Source organism: Paraburkholderia sp. TE9906 (assembly GCF_056279605.1).
The window spans coordinates 24,847-43,076 of record NZ_JBWCCT010000026.1; the positions used below are offsets into that span (position 1 = coordinate 24,847).

Sequence of the window (18,230 nt, forward strand, 5' to 3'; positions counted from 1 at the left end):
GGTTGGACGGGCGGGGGCTCAGGCCCGTTCGAACACTGCCGCAATGCCCTGGCCGCCACCGATGCACATCGTCTCCAGACCATACCGGCCTTTGCGGCGCTGCAATTCGTGCAGCAGGGTCGTCATGATCCGCACACCGGTTACACCGATCGGATGCCCCAGCGAAATGCCGGAGCCGTTCACGTTCAGCCGCGACTCGTCATGCCAGCCCCAACCCTTCAGCACCGCCAGCACCTGGCAGGCGAACGCTTCGTTCAGCTCGACCAGATCGAGTTGCTCGAACGTGAGGCCGGTCTTCTGGAAAAGCTTGTGCACGGCGGGTACGGGGCCGATGCCCATCGTTGCCGGCTCGCAACCGGTGGCGGCCCAGCCGACGAGGTAACCGAGCGGCGTGAGACCCAATTCGTCGAGCTTGTCTTCGGCAACGATCAGACATGCCGCCGCCGCATCGTTCTGCTGGCTAGCATTGCCGGCGGTGACGGTGCCGCCTTTCACCAAGGGCCGCAGTTTCGCGAGCGATTCCAGCGTTGCGTCGCCACGCACGCCTTCATCGCGCGAGAAGCTCAACGAGTCGCCCTTGCGTTGCGGCACCTGTACGGGCACGACTTCATCGGCGAATTTGCCCGACTCCCACGCGGCCACCGCGCGCTGATGACTGCGCAGCGCGTAGGCGTCCGCTTCTTCGCGCGTGATGCCGTATTGCTTTGCGAGGTTCTCGGCCGTCTCGATCATTCCGGAGATGTAGCCGAAGCGCGCTTCAGGCTGCGAACGCTCCCGGCCGCGATCGAGCCGGTCGTGCAATTTCACCGAACCCGCGCGCGAGCCCCAGCGCATGTCGGTGCTGTAGTACTCGATGTTGCTCATGCTTTCGACGCCGCCTGCAATCACCGCATCCGCCGCCCCGCTTTGCACCATCATCGCGGCCGTGACGATCGCCTGAAGTCCGCCGCCGCAGCGCCGGTCCAGCTGCATGCCGGGCACGTGCACCGGCAATCCCGCTTCGAGCGCTGCCCAGCGGCCGACGCACGGCGTTTCGCTATTCGCGTACGACTGCGCGAACACGACGTCTTCGATACGCGCCGGATCGATACCGCTCTTCGCGAGCGTCGCGCGAATCGCAGTCGCTGCGAGGGCTTCGACGGGAACTGGCCGCAGGCTGCCGCCGAATGTGCCGACCGGCGTGCGAACCGGTGCGACGATCGCTGCTCGTTTCATCTGGATGTCCTTGTGCGTTGGATTGTCATGAGGAGATGGCTTCGCGCGCCGAGCTGTGTATGCTGTGGACGCTGTCATGCAAAGCGGCGGCGTGCGCTGCTGCGAGCGCGTCGCGCGCCTCGGGCGGCGCGATGTCGAGCATGCGCCGCGTGCGTTGCGCGAGCGACAGCCCGCGCAGATCGGCCACACCGTATTCGGTGACGACGAGGCCCACGTCGCTGCGTGGCGTGCTCACCGGTCCCGAGAGCCGCGCGACGATGCGGCTGCCGTGCCGCGAACGCGCGGGCAATGCGACGATCGGCAAGCCGCCGCGCGAGCGGGCCGCGCCACGCAGAAAGTCGACGGCGCCGCCCACCGAGCCGAGGTACTGACCGTTGGCCACTTCGGCATTGACCTGCCCGGTGAGGTCCACTTCGATCGCCGAGTTGATCGCGGCAAAGCGGTCGATGCCGGCCAGCACGCCGATATCGTGCGTATAGGCGGTCGAGCGAAATTGCACGGCGGAGTTGCGATGCGCGAAGCCATAGATCTTGCGGCTGCCCATCATCGCGCCCGCGATGCTCACGCCGCGATCGTTGCGCTTCTTCGCATTGGTGATGACACCGCGCGCCATCAGACTCGCCACGGCGTCGCCGATCGCGCCGCTATGAATGCCGAGATCGCGGCGGTCGCCGAGATGCGCGAGGATCGCATCGGGCAACGCGCCGAGGCCGAGTTGCAGCGTGGTGCCGTCTTCGATCAACGTCGCCACGTGCTGCGCGATACGGGTTTCGATCTCGCCCGGCGTCGCGCGCGGCGCTTCGAGCGGCGCGCGGTCGGTGTGAATCAGTGCGTCGAAATCGGCCTTGCGTAGCGCACGCTCGCCGTAAGTCCAGGGCGCCGCGTGATTCACTTCGGCGATCACGACGCGCGCCGAGTCGATCAACGGGATCAGATACTCGTGCGCGATGGAGAGGCTGTAATGGCCATCGGCATCGGCCGGCGCGACTTGCAGCAACAGCACGTCCACCTTGAACGGGCCGCGCGTCAACGCGCGATCGAACGCCGAGTAATGCGCGGGCACGATATCGAGCACGCCCGCGGCGGCCAGTTGCCGATTCGTACCCGAGCCGCAATACGCGCTCATGTCGATCGCGTCCGCGTGCTGCGGTTGCAGCGTCTGCGACCACGATGCGCCGACGAACACCCTGAAGCGTCCGCCGATCGCGCGTCGTTGCGAGACCAGTGCTTCGGTCAGCGTGCAAGGCTCGGCGCCGCCTTGCCCCCAACAAACCGTGTCGCCGGACCGCACGTAACGTGCGAATTCGAGCTGCGCCGCGTCGAGTTCGAGCGCGTCGCGCATGCTCACACCGGGTCCCAGCTGAACACGTCCGCGGACACGTCGAGCGAATGGAACGCGGAGCGCAGCGCCGGCATCCCATGCTCGGCGATGCTCGCGGGCGTCCAGCCTTCGCCGCGATGCACCGAACGCACCGGGCGCGGCTGGCTCATCACGAAGATTTCGTTGTTACGCACCGCGAAAATCTGGCCGTTCACGTCGTGTGCCGTATCGCTCGCGAGGTACACGGCGAGCGGCGCGATCTTCGCGGGCGTCATCTGTTTGATCTTGGCGACGCGCGCTTCCTGCTCCGCCGAATCGACCTTGATCGAACTGATCATGCGGCTCCAGGCGAACGGGGCGATGCAATTCGAACGCACGCCGAACTTCTGCAAGTCGAGCGCAATCGATTTGGATAGGCCCGCAATGCCGAGCTTCGCCGCGCTGTAGTTGGCCTGCGCGAGATTGCCGATCAGTCCCGACGTCGATGTCATATGCACGAACGAACCCGAGCCCTGCTCCTTCAAATGTGCAGCGGCGGCGCGCGATACGTTGTACGTGCCGTACAGATGCACCTTGAGAACCGCGTCCCACTCGTCGCTGCTCATCTTGTGAAAGAAGCGGTCGCGCAAAATGCCCGCGTTGTTGACCACGCAATCCACGCGGCCGAATACGTCCAGCGCGTTTTGCACGATATGCTCCGCGCCTTGCGCGTCGGCGACGCTATCGGTATTGCTGGTCGCGCGCCCACCGAACGTCGCGATTTCGTCGACCACGCTTTGCGCCGGACCCGCATTGCGGCCTTCGCCTTCGAGCGTCGCGCCGATATCGTTCACCACCACCTGTGCGCCCTCTCGCGCCATCAGCAGCGCGATATCGCGGCCAATACCGCCGCCCGCGCCGGTTACGATCACCACCTTGCCCGCCATCATCTGCTGCGTCGTCATGCGTGTCGCTCCTCGCTGTCTCATGTTTCGATGCAGCTTGACGCATCGTTCGCACAAGGACAATTTGGATATGCCGAAACCCCAATTCGGCTAGCATTAACCCGTAGTTCGCCTAATGTCGTAGAGCGCGCGACGGCGCAATAATGGGCTTGCCCTCCAACGGACACCTCCATGCATTTCGATCTCGTCGATCTCAAGCTCTTCATTCACATCGCTGAAGCAAGCAGCCTCACTCGCGGTGCGGAACGGGCGCACCTGTCCCTACCTGCGGCGAGCACGCGGATCAAGAATCTCGAGGAGCAGGTGAAGGTGAAGCTGCTGAGTCGCACGAGTCAGGGCGTCACGCTAACCGCGCCGGGCGAAACACTGCTGCTGCACGCGCGACGCGTGTTCCAGCAACTCGAAAAACTCACCGGCGATCTGCAGGAGTACGCGCAAGGCGTGAAGGGGCACGTGCGCGTGTTCGCGAACACCACCGCGATGAGCGAGTTTCTGCCGGCGGTATTGCGCACGTATCTCGTGAATCATCCCGACGTGTACGTCGATATGCACGAACGGCTGAGCCCGGACATCGTCAAGGCGGTGCAGGAAGGCACGGTCGATATCGGCATCGTTGCGGGCAACGTACGCACCGAGGGACTCGAAGTGATGCCTTACCGGCGCGATCGCCTGGTGCTCGCGACTGCGTTGAGCCATCCGCTCGCGCAACACAGGAAGATCGATTTCGGTGCAACGCTCGACTACGATTTCATCGGGCCGCCCGAAGCGAGCGCGATCTATGGCTTCCTGAAACGCGCGTCGGCCGACCTGCAACGCGTGATGCGCTGGCGCATTCAGGTGAGCAACTTCGAAGCCGCGTGCCGGATGATCGAAGCGAACATCGGCATCGGCGTGTTGCCCGAAGGTACAGCGCGACGCCACGCGCAAACCATGGCGCTGCGCATCATTCCGCTCACCGACGAATGGGCGGTGCGCAAGCTGCAAATCTGCGTCGCCGATAGGCAGGCGCTCCCGCTATTCGCCCGCAAGCTGGTCGATCTGCTGGTGGCCGATGGCATCGGCCGCCTCGAATAAGTCTTTTTTCAGCGCGCGAAATACATGTCGTGCAACGTGTCCACGTCCACCTCGGCGGCGCGCGCGGACAGCGTAACCTTGCCGCCCTGCATCAGATACACCTGATCCGCGACCCGCAGCGCCATATTGGTGTTCTGCTCGACGAGCACGATGGTGCGGCCCTCGGCCTTCAAACGCGCGAGAATCTCGAACACCTCCTGCACCACCACCGGCGCGAGGCCGAGCGACGGCTCGTCGATCAGCATCAATTGCGGCGACGACATCAGCCCGCGCCCGAGCGCCAGCATCTGCGCCTGTCCGCCGGACAACGTGCCCGCCGGCAGCGCACGACGCTCCTTGAGCAACGGAAACAGCGCGAACACTTCTTCGAGCTGCGCCTTCGCGGCGCCGCGACGTGCTTTGGGAAACGCGCCGAGCATCAGATTCTCTTCGATCGACATATCGCGGAAGATCATCCGCCCTTCGGGCACCATCGCGATCCCGCGCTCCGGTAAATCCCATGTGGGCACGCCGGCCAACGACGTTCCGTCATAGACGATCTGTCCGCGCTGCAACGGCAGCAAGCCCATGATCGCGCGCAGCAGCGTGGTCTTGCCCGCGCCGTTCGGGCCGACGATGGTGGTCACTTCGCCGCGCGCCACGTTTAGCGACACGTCCCACAGCACGTTGATCGCACCATAACCGGCTCGCACCGCGTTCATTTCAAGCATCGATCACCTCTCCGGTATAGCTCTTCACCACCGCCGGATCGCGGAACACTTCGGCGGGTGGACCATCGGCGATCAATTGGCCGAAGTTCAGCACGCACACGCGGCGGCACAGATTCATCACGGTTTCGATGTCGTGCTCGATGATCAGGATTCCCACCTGATAGCGCTCGTGCACGTCCATCAGCGTTTTCATGAAGCGGCGCTTGCTGGCGGTTTCGAGTCCGCCCAGCACCTCGTCGAGCAGCAGAAGTTTCGGCGCGGTCGCCAGCGCCTTCGCGACTTCGAGCGCCTTCAACTCGGTCAGCGCAAGTTCGGTGGCCGCGTTGCGTTCGGCTTTGCCGCTCAGATCGAGAAACGAAAGAATCTCGTCGATGCGCGCCTGATCCACCTGGCCCGCGCCGAAACGTTGCGCGACGATCAGATTCTCGCGCACCGTCAGCTCGTGCATCGGCTGCGGCACCTGGAACGTGCGGCCGATGCCGAGCCGCGCGCGGCGATGCAGCGACGTCCGCAGCATGTCCGCACCTTCGAAGCTGATCGAGCCTTGCGTCGGCCGCACGAGCCCCGAGATCGCATTGAAGAGCGTGGTCTTGCCCGCGCCGTTGGGACCGACCAGACCGACCAGATCGTTCTTGCCGACTTCCATCGACACGTCGTTGACCGCCGTGATACCGCCGAAGCGGATCGTCACGTTGCGCAGTTGCAGTTCAGCTTGCGGCATACGCACCTCGCTTGGGCTTTCTGAACGCCATTGCCGTGAGTCCGCCCGGACTGACGATGATCATCGCCACCAGCAGCATGCCGAGCACGATCTGATGGCCGGTGGGCAGCAGGTTCTTCAGGATCAACTGATCGGCCAGATACACGACGACCGCCCCAGCCAACGGTCCGAAGATTGTCCGGTAGCCGCCGAAAATCGCAGCGATGATCGGCACGACTGCCCACGACGAATTGAACGCGTAGTCCGGTTCGAGGAAGTTGATGTAGTGCGCGTTGAACGCGCCGACCAGGCCCGTCATCAGCGCTGAGAGCATCAGCATCGACAGCTTGAGCATCACGCTGTTCACGCCGACCACGCGCGTCGCGTCTTCCGATTCGTGCATCGCCCGCAACGCGAGACCGATGTAGCTGCGCCGCAGGAAGTGATACGCGAGCGCGAACGCCAGCACGAGCGTGAGGATCACCAGATAACCGCCGGTCTTCGAGCCGAAATCGAAGCCCGCCACTGTCGGCAGGCTGGGAATGCTCGACAGGCCGCTCGAACCGCCGGTGAGACCGGAGAACTGCGTCGCGAGAATGCGGAAGATCTGCGCATATGCGAGAATCGCCAGCGCGAAATACGGGCCTTTGAGGCGCAGCGCGGGCAGCATGGCGAGCGACGCGACCACCGCGCCCGCACCACCTGCCAGCATCGCGGGGAACACGGGCCAGCCGGCCTTCAGCGTCAGCAACGCCGAGATATACGAGCCGACGCCGAAGAAAGCGCTATGCCCGAAGCTCACCATGCCGCCGAGATTGCCGAGCAACGCCCAGGCCAGCGCGACGCCGGCGATCGTCAGCGATGCAACCGCGAGACTCATCAGATACAGATCGTGTCCGAGCACGAGCGGCACGCCGAAATACAGCGCCAGCACGAGCACGGCTAGCGAGAGATTGCGCGTCATCCTCTTCTCCTGGCAACGCCGAACAGACCGTTCGGCAGCACATACAGCACCAGCAGAAACAGCAGCATGCCCGCCAGTTCCTGCAACGCCGAGCTATACAGCGTGACGGTCAGCGCCTCGGTAATGCCGAGCAGCATCGCGCCCAGCAGCACACCCGGAATCGAGCCCACACCCGCGAGCACGGTGATGATGAACGCCTTCACCGTCATCGCCTCGCCGATCGAAGGCTGGATCGCGCTGCTCGCATACATCGCCACACCTGCGCACGACGCCAGCACGCCGGCCACGAGGAACGACACGAGTTCGGTCTTCTTCGGATTGATACCCATGAGCCGCGCGGCGTCGCGATTGCTGGAAATGGCCCGCACCGCGCGGCCATACCACGAATGCGAAAGCCACCACCACAGCGCCCCCATCAACACGACGCTGATACCGAACGACAGCAGTTCACTGCGCATGCTCAGCACGTTGCCGAGCATCACGCTGTCCTGCAGCCACGCGGAATTGGTGGAGCGTACGTCGGCGCCCCAGATCAGCAGCACGCCGTTGGTCAGGATGATGCCGAGCCCGTACGTGAGAATCAGCGAGTTCAGTTCACGGTCGCGCGCAATCTTGCTGACGAGAAACCAGGCCGTGCCGGCCGCCGCGCACACCACCGGAATTGCGGCTGGAATCGCGAATACCGGGTTGATGCCGAGCCGCGTTTCGAACGAATACGCGATGTACGCGGACAGCAGCACCAGTTCGCCGTGCGCGAGATTGATGATGCGCATCGCGCCGAACACCAGCGCGAGGCCGAGCGCGACCAGCGCATAGGCGCCGCCGACCAGCACGCCGGAGTAAAGCGATTGCAGGATCAGATCGGTCATGACAACTCCTCGGTCGGCATGGGGGTGAGCAAGCGCGCGGCGCGTTGCGAATGCGGCGTCACCACGGCTGCGCCGGGTAGTTGAGCCTGCCGGTGGCCTTGTCCTTCGGCCAGATCACGACCACCTTGCCGTCCTGAATCTGCGCCATGTTGTTCAGGAACGCGGGGTTGTCGCCCTTGCTGTCGAAGCGCACGGTGCCGATGAGCGTGTCGAACGGTTGCGCGCGCAACTCGGTGGCCACGCCGCCTTTCTTCAGCGTGCCCTTGTCGGCGGCACTCGATAGCGCCTGGAACAGCACCATCGATTGCACGTAGGAGAACTCGGCGAGATAGTCCGGGTCCTTGTTATAGGCCTTCTGATAAGCGGCGACGAACGCCTTGCCTTCCGGCGAGGCGAATTGCACCGGATGCGGCAGCATCGCATTGCCGAGCGCGTTGTTCACGAGGTCGGGAAATTCGCTCACCATCTTCGGCGTGGCGAGCGACCAGCAGCCGACCACCGCCTTCAATTGAGGCTTGAGCACCTTGGCCGCGCGCAGAATGCCGATGTAGTCGTTCTCGTAGCCCATCATCACCATCACGTCGGGCTTGTCCTGCAGCTTGATCTTGTTGACGATCGGCTTGAAGTCGGTCATCGCCGGATCGAATTCGTGCACCGTGACCTTGATCCCCTTCGCGGTGAGCGCGGCGGACACGTCTTTGGAGAGGTCGGTGGTCGCCTGCTTGGTCGACGAGACGATCGAAACCGACTTCACGTTCATGTCGGTGAGCAATCCGACCATCGCTTTCGAATAGCCGGAGGCGGGACCGATGCGAAAGAAGTTCTTCAGGCCGCGCGAGGTCATTGCGCTATCCACACCGCCCGACGTGATGTACACGAGCCCGGCCTTGTCGGCCGCTTCGGATGCGGGGCTGACCGAGTTCGAACCGTAACCGCCGGTGATCGCCAGCACGCCCTGCGACGCGAGCTTCTCCACTGCCGACACGGCTTTGGCCGGCTGCGCTTCGTCGTCGACGATCGTAAGCTTGACCGTGTGCTTGCTGTTGCGCTGGTTGAACACGTCGGCGGCAACCTTGATGCCTTCGAGCTGCGCGTTGCCAGCGCGCGCCATTGCGCCGGTCAGCGGCAATTCCACGCCGACCGGCAACTCGGCAGCCTGCGCCCGCGCCGCGAGCGCGAGCGCCGATACGACGGCGAGTGTTTTGATCGATGCGGCGAGTGGCGCGGTCGTGCTGCGTTTCATGCGTGTCTCCATTGTATTTTTTGTGCGCGGTGTGCCTGGCGTTACCGCGCCGCGGCCCGCATCATGTTGCGTGCGATCACGATCTGCTGAATCTGGCTGGTGCCTTCGTAGATACGGAACAACCTCACGTCGCGATAGAAACGCTCGACGCCGTAGTCGGCCATATAACCCGCGCCACCATGAATCTGCACGGCGCGATCCGCAACCCGTCCGCACATTTCCGACGCGAACAGCTTCGCGCACGAGGCCTCGGTGCTGACGTTCTCGCCAGCATCACGCTTGCGCGCCGCGTCGAGCACCATGCAGCGCGCCGCGTACAGTTCGGTTTGGCTGTCGGCGAGCATCGCCTGAATCAGTTGAAATTCGGCGATCGGTTGACCGAACTGCTTGCGCTCCATCGCGTAGCGCAATGCATCGTCGAGCACGCGCTGCGCGACACCCACACAGATCGCGGCAATATGAATGCGGCCCTTGTCGAGCACTTTCATCGCCGTCTTGAAGCCGACCCCTTCCTTGCCGCCGATCACGTTGCGCACCGGCACCCTGCAGTTCTCGAAGATCACGTCGCAGGTATGCGCGCCTTTCTGCCCCATCTTGCGATCGCGCTTGCCGAAGCTGATGCCCGGCGTGTCCGCTTCGACGATGAACGCGGTGATGCCGCCCGCGCGCGGCTCGTCGGGATTGGTGCGCGCCATCAGCGTGAAGATGCCGGCTTGCGGCGCATTGGTAATGAATCGCTTCGTGCCGTTCACCACGTAGTGATCGCCGTCACGCACAGCGCGCGTTTTCAGCGACGCGGCGTCCGAGCCCGACTCCGGCTCCGTCAGTGCAAAGCTCGCAATCGTCTCGCCGCTCGCGAGCTTCGGCAACCACTGCGCTTTCTGCTCATTGGTGCCGTCGATCACGATGCCTTGCGAGCCGATGCCGACCGTCGTGCCGATGATCGAGCGAAACGCGGGCGAGGTCTTGCCGAGTTCGAACATGACGAGCACTTCTTCCTCCATCGTCAGATCGAGGCCTCCGTATTGCTCGGGAATTGTCAGGCCGAAGAGGCCGAGTGCTTTCATGTCGTCGACGACATCGGCGGGAATCTCGTCGGTTTCGGCGACGCGTTCTTCGTTCGGCACGAGACGCTCGCGCACGAAGCGCGCAACGTTGTCGAGCAGAACGTTCATGGTTTCCTGATCGCGGATCATCGCTGCTTACCTCTTTCGTGATGGCGTGTTGGACGGCGCGCGGCTTACCACGGCACACCTGGATAAACGGGTTTGGCGGTCGCGTAGTCGGCGGGCCATACCACGGCCAGCTTGCCGTCGTGCGCGAACTGGCCCATGTGCGCAACGTAGCCGGGGTTGTCGCCGCGTGAGTCGAAGCTGACCTTGCCGAGGAAGGTGCCGTCGCCGGCGCTCTGGCGCAGACTGTCGGCAAGGCCGCCCTTGTCGAGCGTGCCGGCCTTCTGCGCGCGGGCAATCGCATCGAACAGCAACTGCGCGTAAGCGAACGAAGTCTGCGACTGGTAGTTCGAATCGCTCCTGAAGAGGCGCTTATAGGTATCGGAAAACTCGCGTTGATCGGCCGAGCGATAGTCGGCCGGGGAAGCGAGCACGGTCGCGCCGTACACGTTCGGCACCAGATCGGGAAACGACGCGGCCATCTTCGGGCTCGCGAATGCCCACGGTGCGGCGATCGCCTTCAGGTTCGGCTTGAGCACTTTCGCGGCGCGCAGGATGCCGACGTAGTCGTTTTCGTAGCCGATCATCGCCATCGCATCCGACTTGTCCTGCAGCTTGACCTTGTTGACGATCGGCTTGAAGTCGGTCATCGACGGGTCGAACGCGTGCAGCGTGGTCGTCATGCCCTTGGCTTTGAGCGCGCTGTCGAGTTGCTGGGCAAGATCGCTCGTCGCGTCTTTCGTCGAATAGACGATCGACACCGACTTCACGCCGAGCTGCTGGAACAGGCCGAGCATGCCTTTGGTATAGCCGGGCGTGTTGCTGACGCGAAAGAAGTTCTTCAGGCCACGGCGCACCATGTCGTCGCTGGTGCCGCCTGAAGTCATGTACACGATGCCGGCCTTGCTCGCCGCTTCGGACGCCGGGCCCGCGCAATTGGAATTGGCCGCGCCAGCAATCGCGAGCACGTTTTGCGACGCAAGCTTCTCGACGGCGGCGACGGCCTTGGCCGGATTCGATTCGTCGTCGATCGCGACCAGCGTGATCCTGTTTTGCGGATTGCGACGGTTGTAGACATCGGCGGCGACCTGAATGCCGCGATACATTTCAGTGCCGGCCTGCGCGAGCGAACCGGTCAGCGGCAACTCGACGCCGACGCGCCATTCGGCAGCGTAGACCTCGGTGCACGCGCCAGCGAACAACATTGTGCCGGCGAGAAAGCTCGCGGCGATCCGGCCGCGCAACGCGAATTGCTTCATGTCTCCTCCGTGGCCTTGATTGGCCTGTTTTCGAGGTGTTGCTGCCGCCGCCCTGGTTGGCGATGAGCGCACCGAGGCCGCGCGGCGCGGCGGCCTCGTGCGCTTTCTAGTGCGCCTGCAATTCTCCGGCGAGCGCCCGCAGCTTCTGCTTGAGCAGCTTGCCGCTCGCGGTGGTCGGAATCGCATCGATGCGAACGATCTGCGCGGGCCGCTTGTATGCGGAGAGTCGGTCGGCCAGATAGTCCTGCAGTTCTTCGACGTCGAACTCGGCGTCCTCTTTCAGTTCTACGAAGGCGATCACTTCCTCGTTGCCGTCGCCGGTCGTGCGGCCCACTACCGCCGATTGCTTGATCGACTCGTGCGTGTTGATCACCGATTCGACTTCGATCGGATAGACGTTGAAGCCCGAGCGAATGATCAGGTCCTTGGTACGGCCGACGATGAACAGCGCGCCGTCGTCGCCGAGGCGGCCGATGTCGCCGGTGTTCAGCCAGCCGCCGGGGCGCAACGCTTCAGCGGTTTGTTCCGGCGCGCGATAGTAGCCGCGCATCACGCCGGGGCCGCGCACCCACAACTCTCCCGGTGTGCCGCGCTCGACGTCGTTGTGTTCGGCATCGACAATGCGCAGTTCCGCGCCTTCGACGATCTCGCCCGACGAGCAATCCTCACGCGGCCGCTCCATCCGCGTGATGAACAGCGAGCCCGCGTATTCGGTCATCCCGTAGCCGTGATGCAGAGGCTGACCGAACAACGCTTCGACATCCTTCTTCAAGGTCGGGTCCAACGGACCGCCACCGGTGTACAGATAACGCAGCTTCGACGTGAAGCGCAGGCCGCCCTGCTCGCGCACCTGGGCGACGATGCGCGTGAACATGGTGGGCACGCCTTGCAGGATCGAGATTTCGTCGGCGGCGAGCGCGGCGAGTACCTCTTCCGCGCTGAAACGCGCCGCGAGCAGCAGACTCGCGCCGGCCTGGAAGGTCGCGAGCAGCAACGTAGCAAGGCCGAAAATGTGCGAGATCGGCATGACCGCGTACGCGCAATCGGCGGGCGTCATGTCGCGCGAACTCGCCGAGACGCGTGCGAAATGCAGCAGGCCGCGATGCGTGGCCATCACGCCCTTCGGCTTGCCGGTGGTGCCCGACGTGTAGATCAGCAACGCCACCTCGCGCGCCTGTGCTTCCGGCTCACGTATCGCGGCGGCGTCATGCGCGCCAAGCATCAACGGCCCCAGCCCTTGCGGTGCGATCTCGCGGGCTCGATAGCGCACGCCATGACGTACCGCATCGGGCGAAGCCGAGTGCGTGAAGATCATCAGACGCGGCGTGCAGTGTTCGCGGATCGCCTCGATCTCACGCTCGGACAGGCGCGCGTTGACGATCGCGGGCCACGCCCCCAGTTCCGACAGCGCGAACAACAGCGTGATCACCGCCGTGCAGTTTTCCGCGACGATCATCACGCGGTCGCCGCTGTCGACGCCCTGCTCGCGCAGGAATCGCGTTGCCGCTTCGACGTTCTGCCACAAACGTCCAAAGCTCAACTGCGCGCCCTCTTCGCGAATCGCAATGGCGTCGGGCGTGGCCGCCGCCCAGTGACGTGCAATGTCGCTGATCTTGTGCGGCTCCGGTCCAGCCAATGTCATGGTCCCTATCCCCTAAGCTGCGCGACGCCTGAATGCGCCGCTCGACTGGATGCCAGTGTCTTCGAGCCGCGCGGCGCTCACAATTTGTTTTCAGCGAAGTGGGGATTCGGCGTGGCTTAACCTGGTAGTTTTACTGACGTGTCTGCAAGGGTGAAGGGTGTGGGAAAAAGCGGTGAAGGTGTTCCGTTGATGACAGATCGCCGTCGATGCGCTCGCGTCATCGACTACTGAGCCTTTTCAGCTGTGATTCATTTAAGCCCAAGCCGCCTCGCCAGACGATTCAGATTTGCCCTGTCGAGCCCGAGTTCACGTGCGACCGCCGCCCAATTCTGCTTGTTGCGTGCGAGCGCGTCGAGCACGATGGAACGCTCGAACTCCGTCACCGCGCTGCGAAAATCCTTCGCTCCGCTCTCCTGCGTCACCCCTGTGGGTGCCGGGATTTTTTCTCCGTGCGGCGTATCGGACAGCGCAAAGTCGGCGGCGCTCAGCGTGAGAATGCGGCGATGCTCACGATTGGCGGCCAGCGCCTTCAACGCACTGCGCCCGATCAGATGCTCGAGTTCCCGCACATTGCCCGGCCACGAATAGCGCAACAACGCGGCCTGCGCGTCCGCCGCCAGCCGCAGACTCAGCAAGCCAAGCCGCGAGCGATTCTCTTCGAGGAAAAAGCCTGCCAGCAGCAGCACGTCGCGACCTCGCTCGCGCAAGGGCGGCACGCGCAACGGGTAGACACTCAGACGATGATAAAAGTCCGCCCGAAACCGCCCTGCCCGCACTTCTTCGGCGAGGTCGCGATTCGTCGCGGTGATCAGCCGCACGTCGACTTTATGTTCGTGATCCGAACCAATTCTCTGTAGCTGGCCGTTCTGAAGTACACGCAAGAGTTTGGCTTGCACGGCGAGCGGCAGCTCTCCCACCTCGTCAAGAAAGATCGTGCCGCCGTCCGCGAGTTCGAATTTGCCGCGCCGATCCGACGACGCGCCCGAGAACGCGCCGCGCACATGCCCGAACAATTCACTCTCGACCAGCGTGTCCGGCAACGCCGCGCAGTTCAGACTCACCAGCGGCTTGTTCGCTCGCGGCGACAACGCGTGGATCGCATTCGCCACGAGTTCCTTGCCAACGCCGGTCTCGCCTGTGATCAGCACGGTCAGGTCGCTTGCGGCGACCACCTCGATCTCCTTGACCATGTGGTGATGAGCATCGCTGCTGCCGATCAACTCGCGACGGCTCTGGCTGCTCGCCTGCCGGTAGGCTTCAGCGCGAAGGCGCGCTTCTTCTCCACTGCGGGCCAGCGTGTCGATCCGTTCCACGACGCTCACCGTCGCGGCGGCAAGGCCGAGAAATGCACGCAGCGAGGCCATGTCGATCGCGTCGAAGCGGGCTGGGTCCAGTGCGTCGAGCGTGAGCAGGCCCCAAGGGCGACCGCGAATGAACAGCGGACAGCCGAGGCAGTCGTGCACTTCGAGCTTCCCAGGCACGCCTTGCACGAGGCCGTCGTAGGGGTCAGGCAAATCGGAGTCGGCCGCGAAGCGCGTCGGCTCGGGCCGCGACAGCAAACGTTCGAAGCGCGGATGATCGCCGACCCGAAAACGCCGTCCGAGCGTATCGCTGCTCAGGCCATCGATAGCCAGCGGCACGAGCGTGTCGCCTTCGAGACGCAATAGCGCGGCGGCGTCACCCGGAAATAGCGTGCGCAGACTGCTGAGCAAACGGCGATAGCGTTCGCGGTCGGACAGATCGCGCGACAGATCGAGGATCAGCGGCGTCAGCGCGTCAAGCAGTGCTTCTGCAGTCAGATTGACTCCGTCAGGAGTCTTTTTGACCGGGGTCGAATCGACCATTTTAATACCCAGATCTTTGATTTAACTGCATTTTATACCTGGCACGAATCGTGGATAGTAAGTCCCGTCTCGCAGATCAGTTGCATAAACCATCACCCAAGGACTTCATATGCTTTCCGCCGAACACCGCGCCATTGTCAAAGCAACCATTCCTCTGCTCGAAAGCGGAGGCGAGGCGCTGACCACGCACTTCTACAACCTGATGTTGAGCGAATATCCGGAAGTGCGCCCACTGTTCAATCAGGCGAATCAGGCAAGCGGCGCGCAACCGCGTGCGTTGGCCAATGGCGTGCTGATGTACGCGCGTCATATCGATCAACTCGACCAGCTCGGCGGATTGGTCGCACAGATCGTCAACAAGCATGTCTCGCTGAATATCCTGCCGGAGCATTATCCAATCGTCGGGCAGTGCCTGCTGCGCGCCATCCGCGAAGTGCTCGGCGCGGAAATCGCAACCGATGCGGTCATCGCGGCATGGGCCGCTGCCTACCAGCAACTCGCCGATCTGCTGAGCGGGCTCGAAGAACAAATCTACGCCGAACGGGAAGCGGCACCGGGTGGGTGGCGCGGCACGCGTCTGTTCCGGGTCGCGCGCAAAGTGCGTGAGAGCGATGAGATCACGTCGTTCTATCTGCGTCCTGACGATGGCGGCGAGTTGCTCGCATTTCATCCCGGGCAGTACATCGGCGTGCGACTGGTCATCGATGGCGAAGAAGTGCGCCGCAATTATTCGCTCTCGGCCATGGCGAATGGACGTGAGTACCGCATCAGCGTGAAACGCGAACCGAACGGAAAAGTGTCGAACTATCTGCATACGCGCGTGAACGAAAACGACACCGTGGAACTGTTCGCGCCGGCCGGCGATTTCAAGCTCGAACATACCGACAAGCCGTTGGTGCTGATCAGCGGCGGTGTGGGCATCACGCCCACGCTGGCGATGCTGCAAGCCGCGCTGAATACCGATCGTCCTGTGCACTTTATCCATTCGGCGCGGCATGGCGGGGTTCATGCGTTCCGTGATGCGATCGACGCATTGGCTGCGCGCTATCCGCGGCTGAAGCGCTTCTATTGCTATGAGCAACATCGTGCGGGTGATGCGGACGCGCATGGCATCGGCTATCTCGACGAGACACGCCTTGCTCAATGGTTGCCGGAAACGCGTGATGTCGACGTCTATTTCCTCGGGCCGATCGCGTTCATGAAAGCGGTGAAGAAGCATCTCAAGGCGATTGGTGTGCCGGAGTCGCAAAGCCGTTATGAGTTCTTTGGGCCGGCTTCGGCGCTTGAATAGGCCTGTTTGAGTGTTTGTCGGCTGTTTTGAATCGTTGGGGGCGGTAGGGGAATTGAAGTTGCTTGGGGGGCCTCCGGGTTCTCCTTCCATCGGCCACTTTGTTTTGTCTATCGCTTCTCACGATGGGCTTCGTGCCCAGCATTATGTGGCCGCTCGCATCCAGATTGCGGTGCTTGCGGACATCCAGGCGTCCATTCACGACGATGATGCGCGTCGGGCTCGTACTTGCACGAACAGGTCTGGACGCAGGACTCTGCGGGCGCCTTGACGTGCTCTTCGGGCGGAGAAAAGTTGATTGAAGAGCGGCGCGCACGCTCTCACGGTCACGTGAACCCGCTCTTTCCTACCGCTCCTTGCGCCGGCGAAACGCCCACCACCCGGCCAGCCCCGTGAAGGCGGCGACCAGGAACACCATGACCCAAAACCCGTGGCGATTCTCGGCGAATGGGATACCCCCCACGTTCATTCCGAAGAAGCCCGCGACGATATTGATCGGCATCGCCAGCACGGTCACCAGCGTCAGCGTGAACAGCGTGCGGTTGTTCTGCTCTTCGAGCCGGGAGATGATTTCTTCCTGCAGCAGCCTGACCCGCTCGATCAGTCCGGCCACATCGGAGAGAACAACGGAGAACTCTTCCGTCGATTCGCGCAGATCCTGCACGTCTTCTTGCTGAAGCCAGCGCGGCGGCCGTGCGAGCAAACGGAAGATCGCGCCAGGCTCCGGTGCGAGCATGCGTTGCAACCGCGTCAGCATACGACGCATCGCGCCGAGGTCGAGCCGGTTCTGTGTCGGCCGTTGCGAAAGGAAGCGGTCCTCGATCCGGTCGACGTCCGCGCTGGTTCGCCGGACAATCTGCACCAGCAAGTCAGCCTGGTCGCGCATCAGGTGAACCAGCAATTCCGCAGGTGACCTGAATATTTCCCCTTCTCTGACCGACGCGCGCAAGCGGTCGACCGAGCGCAGCGGCTTGAGGCGCGCGGTAACGATGATCCGCTGATTCGCGTAGATCCATAACGTCGCGATTTCAGAAGGAATGAACTCGAGGTTGAACATGACGTCGTTGACGACTGCGCGTAGCGCGCCATCTGCATGTTCGATACGCGTCGAGTGCGAACCCTCCTGCAATGCGTCGAAGAATGCCTCCGGCAAGTCGAGTTGCGCTCTCATCCAGCGCTCGCTCGTGCTGTGCGCCAGATTGAAATGAAGCCAGAGAAACTCGCCGGCCTCTTTCGCCTCACCGTGCACGTCTTGCTCACGAAGCCATTCGAGGACCTGGTCCGCGTCGATCGGCCGCCCGGCGCGGGTCGAAGAAAAAAGGAAGCCGCATACCATGCCGGACGAATCGGCACCGTAGGTTTGCAATAGCAGGTCAGATTTCATATGTCGTTCAGCGTTTGCTTCCCGTGCCGAATCGGCATCCGGCCATTTTTGCGGCTGAAGATGAAATTCCGGCAGGCACGCCGCGATTCCCATCTTCGGTACGCGCAGACTGGATTGGAACGAAATGCCCGAGCATATCGCGGCCAATCGAAAGAAGGTTAACCCGTTAATTTTTTGTTTGCTTACCAGAGCCTAACGTTCAGGCTATTGAGGTTTAATGGTCACAAGAACGTCATATTGCGGCGTCAGGACGCGATCAGTGGGAGGTTCATTTGAAGGTCCTGACTAGCGGGGCGGAGAAGAATGTATGGGTGATCATCCGCCGGGCGCGCGCTTACGCGTACGATGCAAGTCAAGTTGAAGCAAAGCGCCAGAGCGGCTGGAGTTCTCTGACTGCGCGCTCAGGACGACGCGCACGCCGCGAGCGGTCCGGCCTTCAGTTGGCGGCCGGGTTGAGATGGGGGGCCGCCAGGCGGCTGATGTGCCATGCGTTGCGCGTGGCGGAGCGGGATCGGGATCGAGATTGAGATCGGGTGGCCTGTTACGGCGCGACGTCCGCACCTTTAATCCGCAGGACCGGCGCCCCGGTCAGTTGAGCGCC

Annotated in this window: 15 protein-coding genes; 2 read left to right on the forward strand and 13 right to left on the reverse strand. The window is 63.1% G+C overall.

Features of this window, described 5'->3' with window-relative positions:
• Positions 1–18: 18 nt before the first annotated feature.
• From ACZ9H4_RS36000 to ACZ9H4_RS36010, 3 genes are read right to left on the reverse strand one after another with little or no spacing between them, the layout of a single operon-like run.
• Positions 19–1,215, reverse strand: coding sequence for an acetyl-CoA C-acetyltransferase (locus ACZ9H4_RS36000; RefSeq protein ID WP_476122944.1), 1,197 nt, complete (start codon positions 1,213–1,215; stop codon positions 19–21).
• Between the two features lie 25 nt (positions 1,216–1,240).
• Positions 1,241–2,557 (reverse strand): acetyl-CoA hydrolase/transferase family protein, encoded by a 1,317-nt coding sequence (locus ACZ9H4_RS36005; protein WP_476122946.1) that lies wholly within the window; start codon positions 2,555–2,557, stop codon positions 1,241–1,243.
• Between the two features lie 2 nt (positions 2,558–2,559).
• Complete coding sequence (locus ACZ9H4_RS36010; protein WP_408150286.1) at positions 2,560–3,465, reverse strand: SDR family NAD(P)-dependent oxidoreductase; 906 nt, start codon at positions 3,463–3,465, stop codon at positions 2,560–2,562.
• Between the two features lie 186 nt (positions 3,466–3,651).
• On the opposite strand from ACZ9H4_RS36010, the gene ACZ9H4_RS36015 reads away from it, so the two are divergent.
• On the forward strand, positions 3,652–4,554 hold the full coding sequence (locus ACZ9H4_RS36015; protein ID WP_476122948.1) for a LysR substrate-binding domain-containing protein: 903 nt from the start codon (positions 3,652–3,654) through the stop codon (positions 4,552–4,554).
• An 8-nt stretch (positions 4,555–4,562) separates the two neighbouring features.
• Here the strand turns inward: ACZ9H4_RS36015 and ACZ9H4_RS36020 are convergent, their stop codons facing one another.
• The 9 genes from ACZ9H4_RS36020 to norR all read right to left on the reverse strand — a co-directional run bounded on the left by ACZ9H4_RS36020 (position 4,563) and on the right by norR (position 14,957).
• Positions 4,563–5,264, reverse strand: coding sequence for an ABC transporter ATP-binding protein (locus ACZ9H4_RS36020; RefSeq protein WP_408150254.1), 702 nt, complete (start codon positions 5,262–5,264; stop codon positions 4,563–4,565).
• On the reverse strand, positions 5,257–5,985 hold the full coding sequence (locus ACZ9H4_RS36025) for an ABC transporter ATP-binding protein (RefSeq protein WP_408150252.1): 729 nt from the start codon (positions 5,983–5,985) through the stop codon (positions 5,257–5,259). The genes ACZ9H4_RS36020 and ACZ9H4_RS36025 overlap by 8 nt, the downstream gene beginning before the upstream one ends.
• Positions 5,972–6,928 carry a branched-chain amino acid ABC transporter permease gene (locus ACZ9H4_RS36030; protein WP_476122951.1) on the reverse strand — a complete coding sequence of 319 codons (957 nt, stop codon included), beginning with the start codon at positions 6,926–6,928 and terminating at the stop codon, positions 5,972–5,974. Before ACZ9H4_RS36030 ends, ACZ9H4_RS36025 begins: the two co-directional genes overlap by 14 nt.
• The gene (locus ACZ9H4_RS36035) at positions 6,925–7,797 is read right to left on the reverse strand and encodes a branched-chain amino acid ABC transporter permease (RefSeq protein WP_476122953.1); all 873 of its coding nucleotides are present in this window, start codon (positions 7,795–7,797) and stop codon (positions 6,925–6,927) included. The genes ACZ9H4_RS36030 and ACZ9H4_RS36035 overlap by 4 nt, the downstream gene beginning before the upstream one ends.
• 58 nt (positions 7,798–7,855) lie before the next feature.
• A complete protein-coding gene (locus ACZ9H4_RS36040; RefSeq protein WP_476122955.1) occupies positions 7,856–9,040 on the reverse strand; it encodes an ABC transporter substrate-binding protein in 1,185 nt (394 codons plus the stop codon).
• Positions 9,041–9,081: 41 nt separating this feature from the next.
• Entirely contained in the window at positions 9,082–10,236 is a 1,155-nt protein-coding gene (locus ACZ9H4_RS36045; RefSeq protein WP_476122957.1) for an acyl-CoA dehydrogenase family protein, read from the reverse strand.
• A gap of 44 nt (positions 10,237–10,280) precedes the next feature.
• Positions 10,281–11,471, reverse strand: a complete 1,191-nt coding sequence (locus ACZ9H4_RS36050) for an ABC transporter substrate-binding protein (protein ID WP_476122959.1) — start codon at positions 11,469–11,471, stop codon at positions 10,281–10,283.
• Positions 11,472–11,577: 106 nt separating this feature from the next.
• Entirely contained in the window at positions 11,578–13,113 is a 1,536-nt protein-coding gene (locus tag ACZ9H4_RS36055) for a class I adenylate-forming enzyme family protein (protein WP_408150241.1), read from the reverse strand.
• Positions 13,114–13,361: 248 nt separating this feature from the next.
• Positions 13,362–14,957 carry a nitric oxide reductase transcriptional regulator NorR gene (norR, locus tag ACZ9H4_RS36060; protein ID WP_476122961.1) on the reverse strand — a complete coding sequence of 532 codons (1,596 nt, stop codon included), beginning with the start codon at positions 14,955–14,957 and terminating at the stop codon, positions 13,362–13,364.
• Between the two features lie 109 nt (positions 14,958–15,066).
• Between norR and hmpA the strand changes: the two genes are divergently transcribed.
• Positions 15,067–16,248, forward strand: a complete 1,182-nt coding sequence (gene hmpA, locus ACZ9H4_RS36065; RefSeq protein ID WP_476122963.1) for an NO-inducible flavohemoprotein — start codon at positions 15,067–15,069, stop codon at positions 16,246–16,248.
• Positions 16,249–16,591: 343 nt separating this feature from the next.
• Here hmpA and ACZ9H4_RS36070 read toward each other — a convergent pair whose 3' ends face one another.
• Complete coding sequence (locus ACZ9H4_RS36070; RefSeq protein WP_476122965.1) at positions 16,592–17,629, reverse strand: transporter; 1,038 nt, start codon at positions 17,627–17,629, stop codon at positions 16,592–16,594.
• Positions 17,630–18,230: the final 601 nt, after the last annotated feature.